We start from the raw sequence: 3,431 nt of genomic DNA, 5'->3' as shown, positions 1-3,431 counted from the left end.
AGCGGGTTCGGGATATGTCGTTGGAGGCGTACGCGCATCAGGATGTGCCGTTCGAGTCGTTGGTGGAGAAGCTCAATCCGCATCGGAGTACGGCGTACAGTCCGTTGTTCCAGGTGTTGATGGCGTTCCAGAACAACCCCGACACCAGCTTCAACCTCCCCGGCCTGCGGACCCGGTTGGAGGGTGCCAGCACCGGGCTGTCCCGGGTGGACCTGTTCATCAGCCTCGCCGAGCAGCCGAATGCCGGCGGTGTGCTCGGGGCCGTCGAGTACGCCACCGACCTGTACGACGCCGCCACGATCGAAGCCTTCGTCGGCCGCTGGCTGCGGTTCCTGGCCGCCGTCGCGGGTGATCCGGAGCAGCGCATCGGGTCGGTGGACCTGCTGCTCGACGGCGAGCGGGAGCGGCTGGCCGGCTGGGCGTACACCGAGCCGCGGGTGCGACCGGCGACCCTGACCGAGCTGTTCCAGCAACGGGTGGCGGCCACGCCGGCGGCGGTCGCGGTCGTCGAGGGCGAGCTGAGCTGGACGTACGCGCAGCTGAACGCGTACGCGAACCGGGTTGCCTGGTCCTTGATCGAGCGCGGCGTGGGCGTCGAGGATGTCGTGGCCGTGCTGCTGCCCCGCAGTGCGGCGCAGATCGCAACCCTGCTGGGTGTCGCCAAGGCCGGGGCCGCGTACCTGCCGGTGGACCCGGGCTATCCGCCGGCCCGGGTGGAGTACCTGCTGCGCGACGCCGATCCGGTGCTGGTGATCGGCGAGTCGGATGTCTTCGACGGGCAGCCCGAGCACGACCCGATGCGTCCGGTGCCGGTGGATGCCACGGCGTACGTGATCTACACCTCGGGTTCGACCGGCCAGCCCAAGGGTGTCGTGGTGACCCACCGGGGCCTGGCCGCGCTCGCCGCCGGCACGGTCGAGCGCAACGCCGTCGACGGCGACAGCCGGGTGATGCTGCTGGCGTCACCGAGCTTCGACGCCTCCGTCCTCGAACTGATGATGGCCGTCGGCGCAGGCGCGGCCCTGGTCGTCGCCCGCGAGTCGCGACTGGCCGGCGAGGAGCTGGCCGCGCTGATCGCGGATGCGGAGGTGACGCACGCGTTCGTGCCGCCGTCGGTGCTGGCGACCCTGCCCAACGGTGCCGCCGAGGAGCTGCCGACGTTCCAGGGCCTGGTGGTCGGTGGCGAGGCGTGTTCACCGGACCTGGCACGTCGCTGGTCGGTCGGCCGGCGGATGACGAACCTGTACGGCCCGACGGAGACGACGGTGGCGACGACGGTGAGTCGGCCGTTGTCCGGAGGCGACCATCCGATCGGCGCCCCGCTGCCCGGGTGGCGGGTGTACGTGCTGGACGAGGGTCTGCGTCTCACACCGCCCGGCTCGCGGGGTGAGCTGTACATCGGTGGTGTGGGCCTGACCCGGGGCTACCTGCGTCGGAGCGGCCTCACCTCGGCGCGGTTCGTGGCCGACCCGTACGGTCCGGCCGGGTCGCGGATGTACCGGACCGGTGACGTGGTTCGGTGGAACACCGACGGGCAGCTCGAATACCTCGGCCGTTCCGACCACCAGGTCCAGATCCGGGGCATCCGCGTCGAGCCGGGCGAGGTGGAGGCCGCGCTCGCGGCACATCCGGAGGTGGCTCGCGCGGTCGTGGTGGTCCGCGATGACCGGCGCGGTGACCCCGCGCTTGTCGGCTACCTCGTTCCGGAGCGTCCCGGCGTCGACCCCGCAGCCGTCCGCGAGGATCTGCGCCGCGTCCTGCCCGACCACCTGGTGCCGGTGGCGATCGTGGTGCTGCCGGAGATCCCACTGACGCCGAACGGCAAGCTCGACCGGGACGCGCTGCCGGACCCGGAGTTCGAGACCTCGCGGGGACGCGACCCGCGTACCCCCGAGGAAGAGATCCTGTGTGGACTCTTCGCCGAGATCCTGGGCCTGGAGCAGGTCGGCGCCGAGGACGACTTCTTCGACCTGGGCGGCCATTCGCTGCTGGGTACCCGGCTGATCAGCCGGGTCCGTTCCGAGCTCGGCTTCGAGGTGCGTCTGCTCACCCTGTTCGAGGCGTCCACGCCGGCCGCGCTGGCCCGGTCGATACTCGCCGCGAACGCCCCGGCCCGCGCGGCTCTCGAACCACTGACCCGGCCCGAGCTTCTGCCGCTGTCGTTCGCCCAGCAGCGCCTGTGGTTCCTGCACAAGCTCGAAGGGCCGTCACCCACCTACAACATGCCGCTCACGCTGCGACTGTCGGGCCCGCTCGACGTGCCGGCCCTGCGGCTGGCGCTGACCGACGTGGTCGAACGGCACGAGGCGTTGCGCACGGTCTTCGCCGAGCGCGACGGCCAGGCGTACCAGCGGATCCTGGACCCGGTCGAGGTCGAGCTGTCGGTGCACGACGTCGCCTCGGACGCGGCTCTCGAGGCCGCCGCCCGCCACCGGTTCGACCTGGCCGGCGAGATCCCGCTGCGGGCGTGGCTGTTCGCGGCCGGTCCCGACGAGTGGGTCCTGATGCTGGTCCTGCACCACATCGTGGCCGACGGGTGGTCGCTGCGGCCGCTGGCACGGGACCTGGCGACGGCGTACGCGGCGCGCACGGCCGGCCGGGCCCCGGACTGGGCGCCGCTGCCGGTGCAGTACGCCGACTACACCCTCTGGCACCGGGACCTACTCGGCGACGACGCGGACCCGGACAGCGCGTTCGGCCGCCAGCTCGCGTTCTGGCGGGAGCGGCTCGCCGACCTGCCGGAGCAGGTGACCCTGCCCACCGACCGGCCGCGGCCGAGGGTGTCCAGTTACCGGGGCGATGTGAGCACCTTCGAGGTCGACCCGGCGCTGCACGCGGAGCTGCTGGCGCTGGCCCGGCAGACCGGTTCGACGCTGTTCATGGTTTTGCAGACCGCGCTGGCGGCGCTGCTGACGCGTTCGGGCGCCGGCACCGACGTGGTGGTCGGCGCCGGGGTGGCCGGCCGCACCGACGAACGCCTCGACGACCTGGTCGGCTTCTTCGTCAACATGGTGGTGCTGCGCACCGACACGTCCGGCGATCCGACCTTCGTCGAGCTTCTCCAGCGGGTACGTGCCAGCAGCCTGGCCGCCTACTCGCATCAGGACATCCCGTTCGAATACCTGGTCGAGAAGATCAATCCACTCCGGTCGGCGTCGCACCAGTCGCTGTTCCAGATCGCCATGGTGCTCCAGAACAACGCCGAGGCCGACTTCGACCTCTCCGGCGTGCGGGTGTGGCAGGAGGGACGCGGCACCGGCACGTCCCGGTTCGACCTGTCGCTGAGCCTGACCGAGGCCACCACGGCCGACGGGCGTCCCGCCGGCGTCACCGGCGTCGTCGAGTTTTCGACGGATTTGTATGACCGGGTGACGGTGGAGGGGTTTGCGGCGCGGTGGGTGCGGGTGTTGCGGGCGATGGTGGTGTCGCCG

Annotated in this window: 1 protein-coding gene; it reads left to right on the top strand. The window is 71.5% G+C overall.

Annotation, left to right across the window (positions count from 1 at the left end):
• On the top strand, positions 1 to 3,431 hold a 3,431-nt coding region (locus AB0F61_RS34085), incomplete at both ends, for an amino acid adenylation domain-containing protein (RefSeq protein ID WP_357818493.1).

It is taken from the genome of Micromonospora sp. NPDC023888, from assembly GCF_040639415.1.
Lineage (GTDB): Bacteria > Actinomycetota > Actinomycetes > Mycobacteriales > Micromonosporaceae > Micromonospora.
This window is presented reverse-complemented; position numbering and strand designations above follow the sequence as displayed.